The 17,379-nt window shown below is 72.1% G+C and carries 16 protein-coding genes and 1 tRNA gene; 6 read left to right on the top strand and 11 right to left on the bottom strand.

Annotation, left to right across the window (positions count from 1 at the left end; translation table 11 throughout):
- Positions 1 to 3 precede the first annotated feature (3 nt).
- The 7 genes from NNL39_RS00770 to NNL39_RS00740 form a co-directional block, all read right to left on the bottom strand.
- Positions 4 to 813: a crotonase/enoyl-CoA hydratase family protein gene (locus NNL39_RS00770; RefSeq protein ID WP_255159818.1), complete on the bottom strand. Its 810-nt coding sequence runs from the start codon at positions 811 to 813 to the stop codon at positions 4 to 6.
- Positions 814 to 876: 63 nt separating this feature from the next.
- The gene (locus tag NNL39_RS00765) at positions 877 to 1,731 is read right to left on the bottom strand and encodes an arginase family protein (RefSeq protein WP_255159817.1); all 855 of its coding nucleotides are present in this window, start codon (positions 1,729 to 1,731) and stop codon (positions 877 to 879) included.
- Positions 1,728 to 2,738 carry a DUF418 domain-containing protein gene (locus NNL39_RS00760; protein WP_322972933.1) on the bottom strand — a complete coding sequence of 337 codons (1,011 nt, stop codon included), beginning with the start codon at positions 2,736 to 2,738 and terminating at the stop codon, positions 1,728 to 1,730. The genes NNL39_RS00765 and NNL39_RS00760 overlap by 4 nt, the downstream gene beginning before the upstream one ends.
- Before the next feature lie 65 nt (positions 2,739 to 2,803).
- Positions 2,804 to 3,538 (bottom strand): PspA/IM30 family protein, encoded by a 735-nt coding sequence (locus NNL39_RS00755; RefSeq protein WP_255159816.1) that lies wholly within the window; start codon positions 3,536 to 3,538, stop codon positions 2,804 to 2,806.
- Positions 3,539 to 3,611: 73 nt separating this feature from the next.
- Complete coding sequence (locus NNL39_RS00750) at positions 3,612 to 5,624, bottom strand: TPM domain-containing protein (protein ID WP_255159815.1); 2,013 nt, start codon at positions 5,622 to 5,624, stop codon at positions 3,612 to 3,614.
- Positions 5,625 to 5,751: 127 nt separating this feature from the next.
- Entirely contained in the window at positions 5,752 to 6,474 is a 723-nt protein-coding gene (locus NNL39_RS00745; protein ID WP_255159814.1) for a hypothetical protein, read from the bottom strand.
- Positions 6,458 to 6,988, bottom strand: coding sequence for a sigma-70 family RNA polymerase sigma factor (locus NNL39_RS00740; RefSeq protein WP_255159813.1), 531 nt, complete (start codon positions 6,986 to 6,988; stop codon positions 6,458 to 6,460). Before NNL39_RS00740 ends, NNL39_RS00745 begins: the two co-directional genes overlap by 17 nt.
- Positions 6,989 to 7,175: 187 nt before the next feature.
- Between NNL39_RS00740 and NNL39_RS00735 the strand changes: the two genes are divergently transcribed.
- Complete coding sequence (locus tag NNL39_RS00735) at positions 7,176 to 7,739, top strand: hypothetical protein (RefSeq protein WP_255159812.1); 564 nt, start codon at positions 7,176 to 7,178, stop codon at positions 7,737 to 7,739.
- Between the two features lie 12 nt (positions 7,740 to 7,751).
- On the opposite strand, the gene NNL39_RS00730 is transcribed toward NNL39_RS00735, so the two are convergent.
- Positions 7,752 to 9,599, bottom strand: coding sequence for a phosphoenolpyruvate carboxykinase (GTP) (locus tag NNL39_RS00730; RefSeq protein ID WP_255159811.1), 1,848 nt, complete (start codon positions 9,597 to 9,599; stop codon positions 7,752 to 7,754).
- A gap of 109 nt (positions 9,600 to 9,708) precedes the next feature.
- On the opposite strand from NNL39_RS00730, the gene NNL39_RS00725 reads away from it, so the two are divergent.
- The gene (locus NNL39_RS00725; protein WP_255159810.1) at positions 9,709 to 11,151 is read left to right on the top strand and encodes a helix-turn-helix domain-containing protein; all 1,443 of its coding nucleotides are present in this window, start codon (positions 9,709 to 9,711) and stop codon (positions 11,149 to 11,151) included.
- 2 nt (positions 11,152 to 11,153) lie between these two features.
- On the opposite strand, the gene NNL39_RS00720 is transcribed toward NNL39_RS00725, so the two are convergent.
- Positions 11,154 to 12,344, bottom strand: a complete 1,191-nt coding sequence (locus NNL39_RS00720) for a RimK family alpha-L-glutamate ligase (protein ID WP_255159809.1) — start codon at positions 12,342 to 12,344, stop codon at positions 11,154 to 11,156.
- Between the two features lie 25 nt (positions 12,345 to 12,369).
- Between NNL39_RS00720 and NNL39_RS00715 the strand changes: the two genes are divergently transcribed.
- Complete coding sequence (locus NNL39_RS00715; protein WP_255159808.1) at positions 12,370 to 12,858, top strand: ATP-dependent zinc protease family protein; 489 nt, start codon at positions 12,370 to 12,372, stop codon at positions 12,856 to 12,858.
- A 239-nt stretch (positions 12,859 to 13,097) separates the two neighbouring features.
- Here the strand turns inward: NNL39_RS00715 and NNL39_RS00710 are convergent.
- Positions 13,098 to 13,170, bottom strand: a tRNA-Arg gene (locus tag NNL39_RS00710).
- Between the two features lie 54 nt (positions 13,171 to 13,224).
- Here NNL39_RS00710 and NNL39_RS00705 point away from each other — a divergent pair.
- Positions 13,225 to 14,055 carry a transglutaminase-like domain-containing protein gene (locus NNL39_RS00705; RefSeq protein ID WP_255159807.1) on the top strand — a complete coding sequence of 277 codons (831 nt, stop codon included), beginning with the start codon at positions 13,225 to 13,227 and terminating at the stop codon, positions 14,053 to 14,055.
- Positions 14,056 to 14,062: 7 nt separating this feature from the next.
- Here the strand turns inward: NNL39_RS00705 and NNL39_RS00700 are convergent, their stop codons facing one another.
- Positions 14,063 to 14,650 (bottom strand): hypothetical protein, encoded by a 588-nt coding sequence (locus NNL39_RS00700; RefSeq protein ID WP_255159806.1) that lies wholly within the window; start codon positions 14,648 to 14,650, stop codon positions 14,063 to 14,065.
- A gap of 64 nt (positions 14,651 to 14,714) precedes the next feature.
- Here NNL39_RS00700 and argS point away from each other — a divergent pair, with 64 nt between their 5' ends.
- The gene (gene argS, locus NNL39_RS00695; RefSeq protein ID WP_255159805.1) at positions 14,715 to 16,382 is read left to right on the top strand and encodes an arginine--tRNA ligase; all 1,668 of its coding nucleotides are present in this window, start codon (positions 14,715 to 14,717) and stop codon (positions 16,380 to 16,382) included.
- Positions 16,383 to 16,384: 2 nt separating this feature from the next.
- Entirely contained in the window at positions 16,385 to 17,305 is a 921-nt protein-coding gene (locus NNL39_RS00690) for an LmeA family phospholipid-binding protein (protein WP_255159804.1), read from the top strand.
- Positions 17,306 to 17,379: the final 74 nt, after the last annotated feature.

Here is a 17,379-nt window from a genome sequence, read left to right as displayed (position 1 = left end):
CGCCTACCGTCCCACGAACTCCGGGTCGGTGCGAGTGAGAAAAGCCTGCATGCCGATGCGGGCATCCTCCGTCTGGGCGAGGCGCACGAGCTCGTGCGGCAGTCGCGCCTCGGCAGCGGCTTCACCCTCGCGCACCGCGAGGCGCGCGTTCGCGAGCGTCGCCTGCACGGCGAGGGGGGCCTGCGCCGCGATCCGACCCGCCAGCTCGCGGGCGCGGGCCAGCTGCTCGCCCGCGGGCACAACCTCCTGCACGAGGCCCATGCGGTGCGCCTCGGCGGCATCGAAGCGGTCGCCCGTGAGCATCCACCGCATCGCGTCACCCCAGCCAGCGGCCCGGGCGAAGCGCGTCGTCGCTCCGCCGAAGGGCAGGATCGCGCGGGCGACCTCGAGCTGCGCGAACACGGTGTCGTCGGCGGCGACGACGATGTCGCTCGCGAGCGCGAGCTCGATGCCGAGCGTCAGGCACGTGCCCTGCACGGCGAGCACGACGGGCTTGCGCACGCGCGTGCCGTCCATGCCCCAGGGGTGGATGCCCCCCTCCGGCACCATCGCGAGGCCCTGCGGCCCGATGCGCGGCACGACGTCGGCGAGATCGAGCCCGCCCGTGAAGTGGTCGCCGTGCGCGAAGACCACGCCCACGCGCAGTTCGGGGTCGCGGTCGAGCTCGCCGTAGGCCAGAGCGAGCTGCTCGAGCATCGCCACATCGGCGGCGTTGCGCTTCTCGGGCCGGTTGAGGCCGATCAGCAGCTGATGGCCATCGCGCTCGACGGTGACGCGGGGCGGGGTCGCGGTGTCAGAGGTGGTCTCGCTCATGCCCGTCAGCGTAGCCAGCGCATGCCCCGCGCCGGCCGGGCTTTGTCGCTCTCCGACGACGATTCAGCGGCTGAGAGCGGCCAAGATGCGCAGGATCACGGTGAGCGCGTCGGCCGAGCCCTCGTCGCCGTCCACGTCGGTCGCGCCCGCGCTGTCGCCCGGAACGGCCTCGCGCTCGGGGGCGGGAGCGAACTCGGTGAGCCCCGCGCCCACGAGGGGCAGCTCGGCGCGCGCGGCACCCAGCGCCGTCGTCAGCTGCTCGAGGCTCACGCCGAAAGGTGCGGGGAACCCGACACCGCCGAACACGGCCGGGTCGAGCACGTCGAGGTCGACGTGCGCGTAGAGAACGGGCTCGACGCCGTCGGCGCGGGCCGTCGCCACGCGCTCGGCGACGCGCGCGCCGACCTCGGTCGGATCGATGTGCGGCATGCCCGAGGATTCGATGAACTGCGCCTCGGCCTCGTCGAGGTCGCGCACCCCGAGCAGGAGGACGTCGGCAGCGTCGACGACGCCCGCGTCGACGAGCGAGCGCAGCACCATGCCGTGGAAGGCCTTGCTCGGCGAGGTTTCGGCCGTGTTGAGATCGGCGTGCGCGTCGGCCCACAGCAGGATCACGCGGCCCGCGCGCGCGGCGTGCTCGATGCCGGCGTACTCGACCCCGCAGTCGCCGCCGATGATGATCGGCATGTCGTCGAGCTCGGCGAGCTCGCGCTCGAGGCGCTCACGCACGAGCCGGATCGAGCTGTACCGCAGGATGCCCGTGCCCTCGCTGTCGCCGGCCTCGAGCGGCACCTCGATGAGGCGTGTCGCCGCGCTCGGCAGATCGGCCCGGATCGCGTGCGCGCCGTCGACGAGCCGCATGGCCCGCGATGAGCCCGAGCCCTGCCACTGCGGCACGACGAGGAAGGTGCTGGTCATGCGCCCAGTCTGGCACCCTGCCCATCATCGGCGCGGTCGCGGCCGCGGAACGGCAGCCCCGCCACGGTCGAGAGCAGCCATTCCAGCGGGCCGCGACGACCGAGTGCGTGCAGGACGAGCCCCAGCGCGCCGCCGCCGAGCGCCATCACGACGAGCAGCGGGATGCCCACCGCGGCCTCGAACAGGCCCGCCGGGCCGAGCGGCGCGAGCGCGGCGATCACGAGCACGTGGCCGACGTACACGGTGAGCGCCACGCGGCCGAGAGCCGTGAGGGGCGCGGCGACGAGCAGGGCGACGCGCCGGGGTTCGCGGCCGTCGAGCGCGAGCAGTGCCGCGCCGATGATCGCGATCGCGAGACCGCCCGCGCCCAGCAGCTCGGCGGTCGTGCCGCTGTGCGCCTCGGCGTCAATGCCCGGCAGCACGGCGGCCGCGCCGTAGCCCGCGACGCACGCCGCCGTGCCGAGCCCGAGCATCAGCACGCGCACGCGCGTCGATGCGAGCCCGGCGCGCGCGCACAGCAGGCCCACGAGCAGCAGCGGCAGCCAGAGCAGGGCCGGGTAGTAGCCCGTCAGCAACCAGTCGACGAGCACCGCACCGGGGTCGTCGCCGAGCGCGAGCGGTCCCGTCGGCCCGAGGCCCGTCAACTCGACCACCCGATCGCGCACGAGCGGCGCCACGACGAGGAATCCGAGGGCGAGGGCCGCGAGCAGCCCGCGCGCGGCAAACAGCACCGGCACGAGCAGCAGGAACATCACGCCGTAGGAGTCGAGGATGATCGCGATGCCGCTCGGGAGCATCCAGAGCAACAGGCCCATGACGACGAGCGCCGCGGCGCGGATCGCGAGGCGACCTCGGGCGGCGCCACGACGATCGGGTGGCGGCGCGTCGCCCCCGGTGACGAGACCGAGTGCGACGCCCGCGACGACCGCGAAGAGCACCGAGGGTCGGCCGTCGACGAGCAGCTCGCCCTGCTCGGCATCACGCGGCCAGGTGTGGGCCGCCATCATGCCGAGCACGGCGAGACCGCGGGCGAGGTCGACCCCGTGCCAGCGGGTGCGGGAGGCGTCGATCGCTACTGGCCGATCGCCTGCTGCGGGCCGCCCGACTTGAGCGCGGCGAGGCGGGCCTCGACCTCGAGCTCGACCCCGACGTCTTCGAGCGACTCGAACTGCGCGTCGAGCGTCGAGGCGGCGAGCTCCTGCCGACCCATGACCTTGGCCTCCTCGCGGCGGATCTTCTCCTCGAAGCGGCCGAGCTCGCTCGTCGGGTCCATGATGTCGATGCTCTGAACCGCGTCGATCACCTGGTTCTGCGCGTCGGCGATCTTGGCCCGGGCGATGAGCTGGTCGCGCTGCGAACGCAGCTGGTCGAGCTTGCCCTTCATGGCCTCGAGGCCGCTCTTGAGCTGGTTCACGATCTCGTTCTGGCTCGTGATCGTCGGCTCGACCGCCTTCGCCTCGGTCTCGGCTGAGAGCTGCTTGCCGAGAGCGACCTTGGCGAGGTTGTCGAACTTGTCGGCGTCGGCGGTGTTGCCCGCGGCACGCAGCTCGTCGGCCTTCGCGCTCGCGGCCACGGCCTTGCGGCCCCAGTCCTGGGCCGAGGCGACGTCTTCGGCGTGATCCTGCTCGAGCAGGCGCAGGTTGCCGATCGTCTGCGCAATCGCCGCCTCCGCCTCCTGGATGCTCGCGGTGTAGTCGCGCACCATCTGGTCGAGCATCTTCTCCGGGTCCTCCGCCGCGTCGAGCAGGGCGTGGATGTTGGCCTTCGCGAGCTGCGCGATGCGGCCGAAGATGGACTGCTTTGACATGAGTCGTGCCTTTCTGTCGGTGGTCGGTGGAACGTCGGGGATCAGTGACGGTCGTGTATCGGGGATCGTCGGGCTAGAAGCGGCCGCCTCCGCCGCGGCGGCCGGAGGACCGGCCGGAGGAGGAGCGTCGGGAGGACCCGCCGCCCGACGGTCGACGACCGCCGCTCGAGCCGAAGCGCGGCCGGCTGCTGCCGCCACCGCTGAAACCTCCGCCGCCCCCGCCGCTCAGCAGCCCGCCGATGAGCCCGCCGATGAGGGCCTCGCTGATGCCGCCACCGCCCCCGCCGCTTCGGCCGCCGCCGATGAGCCCGCCCACGGGGCCGCTCGGGGACATCGTCGCCCGCACGTCGTTCTCGGCCGACTGCAGCGCCTGCCCGGCGAGGTCGAGGGCGCGCTGCGCAGCGCTCAGCGCCCCGACCGGATCGGTGGCCTTCGTATCGGACGCGATCTGCTCCTGGGCTTGCGCCTCGGCGAGGCGCGCACGGGCATCCGCGCCGACCGCGCCCCGGTGCGCCGTCACGTACTCGGCAGCGCTGAGGATGCGGCTGCGCGCTGAGGCGAGCGTGCGCTCGAGCGCGGCCTCGGCCTTCGCGCGCCGCTCGCTCTCCTCGCGCGCCCCCGCGAGCTGCGTGTCGAGCTCACGGTCGACGGTCACAACGCGCTCGAGGGCGGCGATCGGATCGGCCGCGTCGGCGGAGGCGAGGGTCGACTCGGCGGCCGCGAGCGCGCTCGCGAGCGCCGCGCTCGTCGGCAGCGCGCCGGCCGCGGCGATACCGGCACGCAGGTCGTCCTGCTGCGCGGCGAGCGCGGCGCGGGCCGCAGCGAGCTCGGTCGCGAGCCGCTCGACGGCGGCCGTCGCGCTCGTCAGCTGGGCGATCGCGAGCTGCGCCGACCGCACGTCGATGGCCGCCTCGCTCGTGCGGCCGCCCTGCTGGTTCGCGGCGGCTTCGGCGAGCTCGGCGTCGGCGAGCTCAAGCAGGCGGCGGGCCTGGGCGGGAGCATCCACGACGCTCGCGATCGCCGTCGCCCCGAAGTCGGCGCGCAGGCGCTCCACGGTGGCTTCGGCGGTGTCGAGCGCGCCGGGGGCCTCGTTCCGCGCGGCCGTCACGGCGGCGAGGGCCGCCGGCAGATCCTGCTCGACGTCGCGCAGGGCCTCGAAAGCCTCCTCCTGGGCCTCAAGCAGCGCATCCGCCTCGTCGCACGCCGCGATGATGCCGATGAGCGCCGCGCGCTTCTGCTCGTCGGTCTCGGGGTTCTCGTCGTCGAGCTCGCGCCGCGCCCGGAACGCGTCGGCGACGAGCGACTTCGCTTGCGTGAGCGCGGTGCGGAAGCCCTCGGTGGGGGCGGCACCGAACTGGGCCTCGGCGAAGCCGAGCTCCTGCTCGCTCGTCGTGAGCGCGTCATCGAGCTGCACGAGCCGACGCGACGCCGACTGGTCGAGCTCGGCGACCGACTGCTGCTCGACCTCCGCGGTCACCGGGCCTTTCTTGCGTCGCGCGCGGGCGATGAGGAACCAGGCGATCGCGCCGGCGCCGCCGACGCCGAGCGCGATCGGCACGATCGGGATGCCGCCGCTCGCGCCGTCGACGGGGGTCCCCCCGGGCTCCGCACCGGAGGTCAGCGCCGCGGTGAGGCTGTCGGCGTAGGCGATGATGCCCTCGGCCCAGCGGTCCTCGCGCAGCTCGGGGATGAGGGCGTCGGTCTCGGCCGCAGTGAGCTCGGCGTCGCTCGCGGGGAACGCGCTGCCGACGCTCGTCGCGTACTCACGGTCGTCCACGGCGATCGCGAGCAGGGCATCCCGATCGCCGAGTCCCGAAATCGCCGCTGTCTCATCGGCCCAGGCGAGGCTATCGAGGGAGCCCTCGAAGCGGTCGACGATCACGACATAGAGCGCCGCACCGCCCGCGTCGAACAGCCGGTCGATGGCCTGCTCGACGCTCGGGATCCGGCCGTCGAGCACGCCCGTCTCGTCGAGCACGTAGGCGCCCGCCAGGTCGACGGGCGGCGCGGCGGCCGCGGGTGCCGCCGACGCCGCGAGCAGCCCGGCCGAGAGTGCCGTGAGAGCGAGGATGCGGCGGTGGCGCACAGTGGGCCTGCCCTTCATCGGTCGGGTCGCGCTGCGCGCCCTGTCGGGGGCCGAGGCGTCGTGCCGCGATTCTAGCCAGCCGGGGTTGCCGCGCGTCGAGCGGAACCCGATTCGCGCCCCGCTGCGCTCATTCCAGGCGCAGCAACGCCTCCGGTGCGATCAGCAGGCTCGGAGGCTCGTCGAACGAGCGGCTGGCGTCGATGACGGTGAGCACCGTGTACTCGCCGGGGGGCAGCGGTGCGCCGTCGAGGCACGAGGACGTCGACAGGCGGACCGGGATCGTGAGCGACCCGCCGGGCTCGAGGGTCGCGGATCGGGCGGCCTGGCCGACGACCGGGGACTCGCCCACGACCACGCCGTCCTGCAGGATGACCGCGCGCGCTTCCGTCCCCGTGATCAGGTCGCGCCGCTGAGCATCGGTACTGACGATTCTGGCGGTGCCCATGAGCTCGCTGCCCGTCGAGGCGCCGCTCGGCAGATCCGCCTCGAGCGCGAGCCCCGTGGGGCCCTGGCCCGGCGCGGGCGCGACCGCGCCGCACGACAGGAGCCCCTCGGCGACGGCGGGGGAGCCGCCATCCCGCTCCGGGGCTCCGAGCTCTTCCGCCCCTGCCGACTCGAGGTCCGCCGACTCGCCTGCCGCGATGAGGCTCGGCGGGGTCGCGGCAGCGACGGCTACGCTGCCGACCCCGAGTACGGCGACGAGGCCGAGCGCGCCGACGGCCCACTGGCGCGGGCGTCGTCGGGCGCGGGCGGCGCGCGTCACCGCATCCACATCGATCACCGACGCGTCGGGAGCGTTCGCCGCGGCGTCATCGCGCAGCGCCCTCCCCAGATCATCGAAGCTGGCCATGATGCTCCCTTCCGGGTTCGGTGAGAGCCGAGGCGAGCTTGGCGAGGCCGTCGCTCAGGTATCGCTTGACGGCACCCGAACTGATGCCGAGATCGGTCGCGATGTCGTCGACCTTCTGATCGCCGTAGTACCGCAGCACGACGCAGGCGCGCTCCCGCGGACTGAGTCCGTCGAGTTCGGCCTTCAGGTCGAGCCGGCGATCAATGGCCGCATCCGGGCCCTCGACCTGCTCGGGCACCACCTGCAGGTGCGCCGTCGCCCGCCAGCGCGACGCCCGGCGTCCGCGGTCGATGTAGGCCGAGGCGATCGCGCGGCGCACGTAGGCCTCGGCCCGCTCGATCGCGAAGCCGTTACGCAGCCGCCCGAAGGTCGCCACGAGCCCCGACTGCACGAGATCGGCGGCGTCATCCGCGTTGCCGCACAGCACATAGGCGTACCGCGTCAGGGCGTCGCCGCGCTCGGCGACGAGCGTCGCGAGCACCGACTCCCAGTCGGCGCGGGCCGTCTGCCCCACCGGGCCCGTCCTCTCCCGTCGTGCCGCAGGGTGCGCGGCATCCAGCACTGCTCTCACCCTCTCAGACGCGCGGCGCGGTGAGAACGTTGGGGCGCGCCGGTTCCGTTCGTCGTCGAATGCTGACACGCTGACTCGGGCACCGCCGCCATCGCTGCGGTGCTGTCACCCCTGTCGAACGGAGAACCTCATGGCTGGACGCGTCACGGAACGAACGGCGAATTGGCGGCTCTTCGGGGGCGGGGGGATGCTCGCCGGCAGTGTTCTCTGGCTCATCGCCCTCATCGCGGCCGCCGCAGGCTCGAGCGGTCCCGTCACCGGGTGGCTCACAACGATCGGGTTCCTGCTGCTGGGCGCCAGCGGGTTCTTCCTGGCCTTCGGGCAGACCGGCTCGAACGGCGTCGTCGGCGGTTCGGTGCTCGGCAAGCTCGGCTTCGTGGCCTTCGGCATCGGCTTCCTGCTGCTCGGGCTCGGCCCGCTGCTCGCCGCGTTCGGCGCGACGCTGCCGGCCGGCACGGGCACGGTGGCGATCGTGCTCATCGTTATCGGCGGCATCATCGGTGCCGTCGTCACCTACCAGAAGGGTGTCGCCCGCGGGGCGGCGCGTTGGTTCTTCGCCGTGCCCGTCGTGATGTCGATCGTCTGGCTGCTCGCCACCGCGGGCCTCCTCGCGATCACCGGCAACGTTCTGCCGCTGCTGGTCGCGCTCGCCTTCGCCCTCGCCGGCCTGCTCTTCCTGCTCAACCGCCGGTGAGCATCCGGCCCCCTACTGCTGCGCGGCCGCGAGTCGGTCGCGCAGCAGGGTGAGCTGGCGGCTGAGCTCGACCGGAAGTCGGTCGCCGAACGTCGCGAAGAAGGCCTCGATGTCATCGGCCTCGGCCTCGAACGCGGCCGGGTCGACCCGGAAGAGCTCGGTCAGCGCCGCCTCGTCGAGCTCGAGCCCCTCGACGTTGAGCGCGCCGTCGCTGGGCAGCGAGCCGATGGGGGAGTCGACGGCGCCGATCTGGCCGTCGAGTCGTCCGACCATCCACTCGAGAACGCGAGCGTTCTCGCCGAAACCGGGCCAGAGGAACGAGCCGTCGGCGCCCTTGCGGAACCAGTTGACCTGGAACACGCGCGGCACCCGGGCCGACCGGCGCAGGCGGCGACCGAAGTCGAGCCAGTGCGCGAAGTAGTCGGCCATGTTGTAGCCGGCGAACGGCAGCATCGCGAACGGGTCGCGGCGCAGCTCGCCAACAGTGCCTTCGGCGGCCGCCGTCTGCTCGGAAGCGATCGTGGCGCCCATGAAGACACCGTGATCCCAGTCGCGCGCCTCTACCACCAAGGGCACGTTGCTGGCTCGGCGGCCGCCGAAGATGATGGCGTCGATGACGACGCCTTCCGGGTCGTCCCAGTCCTCGGCGATCGAGGGGCATTGCCGGGCCGACACGGTAAACCGTGAGTTGGGGTGGGCCGCGGGGCGCCCGCTGTCGGGCGTCCACTGCTCGCCGCGCCAGTCGGTGAGGCGGGCCGGCTTCTCGTCGGTGAGCCCCTCCCACCACACATCGCCGTCGTCCGTGCGGGCGACGTTCGTGAAGATCGTGTTGCCCCAGAGCGCGTCGACCGCGGTGGGGTTCGTGCGCATCCCGGTGCCGGGGGCCACGCCGAAGAAGCCGGCCTCGGGGTTGATGGCGCGCAGGCGGCCGTCGGCCCCGATCCAGAGCCAGGCGATGTCGTCACCGATGGTCTCGACCTTCCAGCCGGGCAGGCTCGGGGTCATCATGGCCATGTTGGTCTTGCCGCACGCGCTCGGGAAGGCCGCGGCGAGGTGGTACGACTTGCCCGAGGGCGGCGTCACCTTGATGAGCAGCATGTGCTCGGCGAGCCAGCCCTCGTCGCGGGCCATGACGGAGGCGATGCGCAGGGCGTAGGCCTTCTTGGCGAGGATGGCGTTGCCGCCGTAGGCCGAGCCGTACGACCAGATCTCGCGGGTCTCCGGAAACTGCACAATGTACTTCGTGTCGTTGCACGGCCACGGGACATCCTGCTGGCCCGGGGCGAGCGGTGCGCCCACGCTGTGCACGGCGGGCACCCAGGATGCGCCGCGCGCGATCGCGTCGAGTGCCGCGTCACCCATGCGCGTCATCGTTCCGATGCTCACCACGACGTACGGCGAATCGGTCACCTGCACGCCGAAGCGCGCCATCGGCGATCCGATGGGGCCCATCGCGAAGGGCACGACGTACATCGTGCGACCGCGCATGGCCCCGCGCATGACGCCCTCAAGCTCGGCGCGCATGGCAGCGGGCTCGCGCCAGTTGTTGGTGGGCCCGGCGTCGGCCTCGTGCTCGGTGCAGATGAAGGTGCGGCTCTCGAGGCGGGCCACGTCGCTCTCGGCCGAGCGTGCGAGGAAGGAGTAGGGGCGCAGGTCGGGGTTGAGCTGCTCGATCGTGCCGGTCGAGACGAGCAGCTGCAGCAGCTCGTGGCGCTCGCGGGTCGAGCCGTCGACCCAGCGGATCTCCGCGGGTTCGAGTAGCTGGGCGATCTGCGAGACCCACACGTCGACCTCGGCGGGACGCTGCCGGCGCTCAGCGACGGGGGCGTTCGGGATGCTGGTGCGGTCGAGCAGGGTCATGGCGTCTCCCTCGGAGAATTCGGCGATATCCCCATGGTGTCGCGAAGGTTGCGTCTGTTCCGACGGTTTCGACTGGAAAGAACGACTGTTCTTTCGATATCGTCAAGGCATGAGCGACCTCGTGACTCTCGGCCAGCGCATCCGGCACTACCGAACGGCGGCGGGCCTGACCCTTGATCAGCTCGGCGACCGCGTCGGTGTGGCTGGCAGCCAGCTCTCGCTCATGGAGAACGGGCGCCGCGAGCCGCGCGTCACCCTGTTGACCGCGATCGCCACCGAGCTCGGTGCGACGCTCGGCGACCTGCTCGACACGACCCCGCCGACGCCGCGCGCGGCGCTCGAGATCGAGCTCGAGCGCGCGCAGCGCAGTCCGCACTACGCGGGCCTGGGCCTTCCCGTCGTGCGCGCGGGCCGATCGATGCCCGACGACGTGCTCGAGTCGATCGTGGGCCTGCACCGCGCCCTCGTCGAGCGCGAGCGACAGGCGATCGCGACGCCGGAGGAGGCGCGGCGCGCGAACACCGCGCAGCGCCTGCAGATGCGCACGGTCGACAACTACCTGCCCGACATCGAAGAACTCGCGCAGCAGGTCGTCGCCGAGTCCGGCCACTCGAGTGGAGCGCTCACGCACCGCGAGGTGGGCCTCATGGCGCAGAAGTTGGGCTTCGAGCTCGTCTACGTGAACGACCTGCCGCACTCGGCGCGCTCGGTCACCGACCTCGACCATGGGCGCATCTACCTGCCGCCCGCATCGATCCCCGGCGGGCACGGCCTACGCTCGATGGCACTGCAGGCCATCGCGCACCGACTGCTCGAGCACGAGGTGCCGACGAGCTACGCCGAGTTCCTTCGCCAGCGGCTCGAGATCAACTACTTCGCCGCGGCGTGCCTCATGCCCCGCGAGCAGTCGGTCGCCTTCCTCGCCCAGGCGAAGTCCGACCGCAACATCGCGGTGGAGGACTTCCGCGACGCCTTCGGCGTGACGCACGAGGCCGCGGCGCTGCGGTTCACCAACCTCGCCACGAGCCACCTCGATCTCACGGTGCACTTCATGCGCGTGGGCGGCGACGGCGCCGTCTACAAGGCCTACGAGAACGACGGGCTGCGCCTCCCGGTCGACGTCACCGGCTCGACCGAGGGCCAGCTCGTGTGCCGCAAGTGGAGCGCGCGCGCCGCCTTCGCGCGCACCAATCGCACGACCGAGTACTACCAGTACACCGACACCCCCGAAGGCACGTTCTGGGAGTCGACGCAGATCGGGTCAGGAACGTCCGACGAGTTCTCGATAACCGTCGGCGTTCCGTTCGCCGACTCCAAGTGGTTCCGCGGGCGCGACACCGTCAACCGGCATCGCTCGACGTGCCCCGACCCGGGGTGCTGCAAGCGGCCCGACGGCGAGCTCGCGACGCGTTGGCAGGGCAAGGTGTGGACGAGCGCGAAGCTGCACGCGCACATCCTGTCGCCGCTGCCGAGCGGCACCTTCCCCGGCGTTGACGATCAGGAGCTCTACCGGTTCCTCGAGAGCCACGCGGCCGACGCCGCGGTCGACTGAGTTCAGTCGCTCGCGGTCGCACTCCTCGGCAGCTTGCGCACAGCGGCGCGGCGGCGACGGCGGCTCGGTGTCATCGAGCGCATCTCCTCCATGCGGCCGAAGCACAGCAGCCGGTCCTCCGCCTGCAGCACCTGCGATCGCCGCGGGTTCGGGATCACCGTTGTGCCGCGATTGAGGGTGAGCACCGTGATGTCGCGGTCGAGGATGCCCGAGTCGCCGAGCGTGCCCCCGACGATCTCGGCTCCGGCGTGCACGACGAGCTCGGCCACCCCGTAGCCCGTCGACACCGAGAGCCGCTGCCGCACGTCGATGTCGGGGAAGGCGACCTCGTGCGAGATGTAGTCGATGATCGCGCCGGCGACGTCGAGCTTCGTCGCGCGCTCGATGCCTTCGAGGCCGGGGGAGGAGTTGACCTCCATGACGAGCGGCCCCTCGTTGCCCTCGAGCATGTCGACGCCGGCCACGCGCAGGCCCATGATTTGCGCCGAGCGAACGGCGGCGCGCTCGTACTCCGGGCTCAGCGTGACCGCCTCGACGGTGCCGCCGCGGTGCACGTTCGAGCGGAACTCGTCCCCCTCGGCCGTGCGCCGCATCGCGGCGACGACGCGGTCGCCCACGACGAGAGCACGGATATCGCGGCCGCGGCTCTCGGAGATGAACTGCTGGATAAGCACGTTCTGGTTCGTCGAGTGCAGCGTCTCGATGATCGCCTCGGCGACCTTGGCCTGCGGGGCGAGGATGACGCCGATGCCCTGCGTGCCCTCGAGCAGCTTGATCACGACGGGGGCGCCGCCCACGCGCTCGATCGCGGGGCGCACGTCGGCGCGGTTGCGCACGAAGGCCGTCGCGGGCATCCCGATGCCATGGCGGCTCAGAATCTGGGTGGCCCGCAGCTTGTCGCGGGCGTTGCTGATGCCGTTCGCGGTGTTGGGCGTGAAGACGTCCATCTGCTCGAACTGGCGCACGACGGCCGTGCCGAAGTAGGTGATCGAGTTGCCGATGCGCGGCAGCACGGCGTCATAGGTCGACAGCGGCTTGCCGCGGTAGTTGAGGTCGGGCTCGGGCCCCGTGAGGTCGACCGCGAAGCGCAGCGTGTTGAGCACCTTCACCCGATGGCCGCGCTGCTCCGCGGCCGCGCGCAGGCGCCCCGTGGAGTACGAGTGCGGGGCACGCGAGAGGATGGCGAGTTTCATGGGGTGCCCCTGACAAGATGAGGGTGTGACTGAGCCCGCCCATTCAACCACCATCGCCGGGTGGCGAGAGTGGGTCGGTCTGCCCTCCGCGGGCGTGCCGTGGATCAAGGCGAAGCTCGATACCGGCGCCCGCTCGTCGAGCGTGCACGCGTACGCCATCGAGACGATCGCACCGGATGCCGAGGGCATCGAGCGCGTGCGCTTCACGCTGCGTCCGTGGCAGCGATCCGACGCCGACTCGGTCGTGGTCGAGTGCCCCGTGCACGATCGCCGCACGGTGCGCAGCTCGTCGGGTCACACGGAGGAGCGCATCGTCGTGCTCATGGACATCACGCTCCTGGGCCGCACGGTCACTGCCGAGATGACCCTCAGCAACCGCGACAGCATGGGCTTCCGCATGCTCATCGGCCGCGAAGCGCTGCGCCAGGGATTCGTCGTCGACCCGCGCCGCTCGTTCCTCGGCGGCCGCGCGCCGAAGCCCGTGCGCCGCCAGAACCGCGGCGTCGCCGACTGACCTCGCCCGCGTCATCCGTCAGCGGCCGCGCGCCGGTCGTCATTCGTGGCATGAGTCGCGAAACGTCTCGCACCTCGTGCCACAAACCACGCCACTCGCCGCCGCCGTGCGGAAGCGGACGCTGCGCCGCAGAAGCGTCCACGGGCATCCCGAGCCGTGACCGCGAAGCGCGATGACCGCGCTCGTCGCGCGCAAGCGGACGCTGCGCCGCAGAAGCGGCGGCGCAGCAATCGGCACAGCGCCCCCGACAGGATTCGAACCTGCGACCCTCAGTACCGGAAACTGATGCTCTATCCCCTGAGCTACGGAGGCGGGTTCAGCCTAGCGGGTCTCGCGGGTGCCCTGGTCCCGTGCCAGGCTGACGGCATGGACATCGATCGCAGCATGCGCCGAACGGTCGGCTGCGAGATCGATGCGACGCTCGGCGAGGCGACGGCGATCGTGCTGGCTGTGGCGGTGTCGAGCGCACCCGGGCTGATGATCGACGAGCGGCTCGAGGTCACCGCGGGGGGTGCCCCGCTCGCGATGACCGAGGTGGTGGGCTTCAGCGGCACGCGCTGGCACACCGCCGATGCCCCGGAAGGCCCGCTCACGATCCGCTACTCGGCCACCGTGACGGGCCGCGGGGCTCCGCGCGTGGTCGACTCGACCGAGCGCATCCTCGCGGTGCGGCCGAGCCGCTACGTGCAGTCCGACGAGCTCGCCGGGCCGCTCATCGACGCGAGCATCATCGAGGGACTGTGCGCGCTGCCGGAGCGCGAGCGACTTCTCGCCGCACGCGAGTGGGTGGCGGGTCGGCTCGCCTACACGCCGGGTTCGACGTCGCCGACCGACGGGCTGCCCGAGATCCTCGCGACCGGGCAGGGCGTATGCCGAGACTTCGCGCACCTGCTCGCCGGTGTGCTGCGCGCGACCGACATTCCGGCTCGCGTCGTGTCGGTGTACGCCCCGCAGCTGCAGCCCATGGACTTCCACGCCGTGGTCGAGGCGCTCGTCGACGAGCAGTGGGTGGTCGCCGATGCGACGGGGCTCGCGCCGCGCACGGGCATGCTGCGCATCGCGACGGGGCGCGACGCCGCTGATACCGCGTTTCTCGCCAACGACGGAACGTCGCTCACCCTGCAGCGGCTGCACGTGCACGCCGAGGCCGATGCGCTTCTCGACGAGGACGCGCGCGCCCTGCTGCCGCTCGGCTAGCGCGCCGTCAGGGCAGCGCGGGCCGCAGCGCGGCCAGGAAGGAGCCGACTTCGTCGGCCCCCAGCAGGGCGGGGGAGTCGAGCACGATCCAGTAGCTGCCCTCGAAATCCTCCGCGTGTCCGACGCCGTTCTCCTCGCGGAAGTAGCCGTCGAAGTACTGCGTCTCGGGCTCGCCCCGTCGCGCCGCATCGCCGCGCACCCGATCGAGCGACGCCGCGTCGAGCTTGAGCACGCCCACCGAGATGCGGTCGCCGCTCGTCTGGTTGAGCCAGCCGCACGTGACGCCGCCCGCCTCGGCGATTGTCGCCACGAGTCCGGTCGCGCTCGGTTGCGGGTCGACGCCCACGTTCGGGTTGAACTCGTAGAGGGCATCGGCAGAGACGAGCTCGTCGCACGGGATCGAGAAGGGCAGCACCACGAGGTCGTTGGGCTGTTCGGTCGGCGAGCTGGTCGGCGTGGGCGACGCGGCCGGGGTCGAGGTCGGCGACGCGACGGGAGTCTCCTGGGGCTCCTCGGGCCCGCCGACGCAGCCGGCGAGCGCGGTGGCCAGCACGATCGCGGCGGCAACGGCAGGGGTCGTTCGCGAGAGCCTCATGCGGCCATTGTGGACCTCCCGCCCGCGGGAGGCGGGCAGCGACAGCCCGATAGGATCGACCCTCATGAATCCCGCCCAGCTCGCCGCCGCCCTGCTCGCCGTCGTCGTTGACGCGGTGGGGCGCCGCGACGCCGAGGCCGCGGGCCAGCTCACCGTCGACGACATCGCGCTCGAGCGCCCCCGCAACCGCGATCACGGCGACTGGGCCACCTCCGTCGCCCTCAAGCAGGCGAAGCGGGTCGGGATGCCGCCGCGCACCCTCGCCGACGAGCTCGTGCCCGGCATCCTCGCGATCGAGGGTGTCGCCGCGGTCGAGGTCGCCGGCCCCGGATTCCTCAACATCCGTCTTGAGGCGGGTGCCGCGGGCGAGCTCGCGCGTGCCATCGTCGAGGCGGGCGAGACCTACGGGCACAACGAGTCGATGCTCGGGCAGACCATCAACCTCGAGTTCGTGTCCGCCAATCCCACCGGGCCGCTGCACATCGGGCACACGCGCTGGGCGGCGCTCGGCGACTCGCTCGCTCGCGTGCTGAAGGCCAGCGGCGCGACGCTCGTGAGCGAGTTCTACGTGAACGACGCCGGCGCGCAGATGGATGTGTTCGGCGAGTCGGTGCTCGCCGCGGCCCTCAGCGAGCCTGCGCCCGAGAACGGCTACCCGGGCGAGTACATCACCGCGCTCGGGCTGCGCGCGCTCGGCGAGCGGCCCGATCTGGGTTCGCTGCCGCGCGACGAGGCGGTCGGGATCGCCCGCGAGCTCGCCTACGGCTGGCAGCTCGACGAGATCCGCGAGTCGCTCGAGCGCTTCAACGTGCACTTCGACGTGTGGTTCAGTGAGCGCGTGCTGCACGCCGTCGATGCGGCGAGCGGGTCGAGCCGTATCGACGAGGCCGTCGAGCGACTGCGCGCGCAGGGCCACGTGTACGACCTCGATGACGCCATCTGGGTGCGCACGACCGACTTCGGCGACGACAAGGACCGGGTCATCAAGCGCGGAAACGGCGTCTACACGTACTTCGCGGCCGACGCGGCGTACTACCTCTCGAAGAGCGACCGCGGCTTCGCCCATAAGATCTACCTGCTCGGTGCTGACCACCACGGATACGTGCACCGCCTGAAGGCGCTCGCCGGCGCCGCGGGCGATGACCCGGATCGCGACATCGAGGTGCTCATCGGGCAGCTCGTGAGCATCAACGGCGCGCGGCTCAGCAAGCGCGCGGGCAACATCATCGAGCTGAACGACCTGCGCGACTGGCTCGGCACCGATGCCCTGCGGTACTCGCTCGCGCGGTATCCGGCCGATTCGCCCCTCACGCTCGATCCCGAGCTGCTGCAGAAGCGCACGAACGACAATCCGGTGTTCTACGTGCAGTACGCCCACGCGCGCACCCACCAGGTGGCGCGCAACGCGGCCGCCTCGGGCGTCGACCGCGCGGAGTTCGCCGGCGAGCTGCTCACCGACGAGACCGAGAGCGTGCTGCTCGGCGCGCTCGCCGAGTTCCCCCGCATCGTCGCGCAGGCCGCCACGCTGCGCGAACCGCACCGCGTTGCCCGCTACCTCGAGGAGCTCGCGGCCGCGTACCACCGCTGGTACGACACCTGCCGGGTGACGCCGCAGGGCGACGAGCCGGTCTCGAGCATCCACGGCACGCGCCTGTGGCTGAATGACGCCACCGGACAGGTGCTGCGCAACGGCCTGACCCTCATCGGCGTCTCGGCGCCGGAACGGATGTAACCATGGCCGACCCGACGACGCCGAGTGAGCCCGAGCAGCCCGAGCAGCCCGAGCAGGAGCCGCAGCCCGAGCAGGAGCTGCAGCCCGAGCAGGAGCCGCAGCCCGAGCCGTCCGAGGCGAGCGAACCGCAGCCCGACACGGTCGTCGTCGTCGAGCCCGCGCCGCGCCCCCGCCGCCGAGGGCTCATCGCGGCGATCGTCGTGATCAGCATCATCGTCGTGCTCGGCGTCGCCGCGGTCATCGCCGAGTCGCTCGCGCGTCAGCAGGCCTCCGCACTCATCGCCGATCAGGTTCGCGAATCGCTGCAGCTCGACCCCGAGCATCCGGTCGAGGTCACGATCGACGGCGCCTCGGTGCTGCTGCAGGTCATCGGCGGGCGCCTCGACGAGGTCACGGTCGACGCGCCCGGCGTCTCCGTGGGCGAGCTCGCGGGCGACCTCACCCTCATCGCGCAGGGCGTGGCGATCGATCCGGCGCAGCCCAGCGACTCGGTGCAGGCCGTCTACCGCGTCGCCGAGGCGGATGTCGCGGCGATCGCCGGGTTCCTCGCCGGCACGGTCGTCAACGATGTGCAGCTCGACGAGCGCGAGATCCGGTTCCAGACCGCGTTCTCGTTCTTCGGCATCGATTTCTCGGTCGGCCTCGGCCTCACGCCCTCGGTGCAAGACGGGCAGTTGGCGTTCACCCCGTCGAGCGTGCAGCTCGGCGACGAGCGGCTCGACGCCGCACAGCTGCAGGAGCAGTTCGGCGGGCTCGTCGAGCCCCTGCTGACGTCGCAGCGCTTCTGCGTGGCGCAGTACCTGCCGCAGGCGCTCGAGCTCACCTCGGTGCAGGTCGGCGACGAGCAGCTCGTGGTGGTCTTCGCCGCCGAGGACGCGGCGCTGGGTGGCCCCGAGTTCTCGACGCGCGGCGCCTGCGGCTAGAACGCGCCTGCAGGCGAACCCTCGCGGGTGATTCCCCGCGCCGCGCGCCGCTAAACTCAGAACCGGCTTCAGGA

The organism is Microcella humidisoli, assembly GCF_024362325.1.
Classification (GTDB): domain Bacteria; phylum Actinomycetota; class Actinomycetes; order Actinomycetales; family Microbacteriaceae; genus Microcella; species Microcella humidisoli.
The sequence above is the reverse complement of the archived record's forward strand: the minus strand, read 5'-3'. Positions and strand labels throughout refer to the sequence as shown.